Origin of the sequence: Siminovitchia fortis (assembly GCF_007681465.1) — a bacterium.
Lineage (GTDB): Bacteria > Bacillota > Bacilli > Bacillales > Bacillaceae_C > Siminovitchia > Siminovitchia fortis.
Genome location: NZ_VEKZ01000159.1, coordinates 1 through 846, shown reverse-complemented (window position 1 = coordinate 846; position 846 = coordinate 1). Strand labels below are relative to the sequence as shown.

The 846-nt window shown below is 57.2% G+C and carries 1 protein-coding gene; it reads left to right on the top strand.

The features are described from left to right. Positions 1 to 45: 45 nt before the first annotated feature. Positions 46 to 846: ectoine/hydroxyectoine ABC transporter ATP-binding protein EhuA (ehuA, locus tag FS666_RS19395; protein WP_280524804.1), on the top strand; the 801-nt coding region annotated here is incomplete at its 3' end.

Genomic DNA, 846 nt, shown 5'->3' with positions numbered 1-846 from the left:
CAGAAGCCGCGGAAGACAACAAACGAATAAAGGAGTGAGCGCGTGATGGCAGCGATGCAGGATGCGATCCGTGAAGAAGTAAATGAGGCGCCGGAGCCAAAATCGGACCGGCCGATCGTCCGCTACCGGGATATCCGGAAATCGTTCGGCGATTTTGAAGTCTTAAAAGGGCTGGACCTGGATATTGAGCAGGGGGAGAAGATCACGATCATCGGGCCGAGCGGCTCGGGCAAGACGACGATCATCCGGATGCTCATGACGCTCGAGGAGCCGACATCCGGCCTGATCGAAGTCGACGGGGAGCCGCTTTGGCACGAGGAAGTCAAAGGAGAACTCGTCCCTGCCGGGGAAAAGCATCTGCGCAAGGTGCGCGGGAAGATCGGCATGGTGTTTCAACAGTACAACCTGTTTCCGCATATGACTATATTGAAGAATGTGACGGAGGCGCCGGTCCATGTGCTGGGCATGCCGAAAAAAAAGGCGAAGGAGCGGGCGCTTGAGATGCTGGAGAAAGTAGGGCTCAAGGATCACGTGCACAAGTATCCGATCCAGCTGTCCGGCGGCCAGCAGCAGCGCGTGGCGATCGCCCGGGCGCTCGTCATGGAACCGAAAGTGATGCTGTTTGACGAGGTGACGTCAGCATTGGACCCCGAGCTCGTCGGAGAGGTGCTCGCGGTCATAAAGGACATTGCGCATACGACGAACATGACGATGATCCTCGTGACGCATGAGATGGACTTTGCCCGCGAAATCTCTGACCGGGTCGTCTTCATCGACAAGGGGAAGATCGTCGAACAGGGACCGCCGGAGCAGGTATTGGAAAATCCGAAGACCGAAAGACTGCAG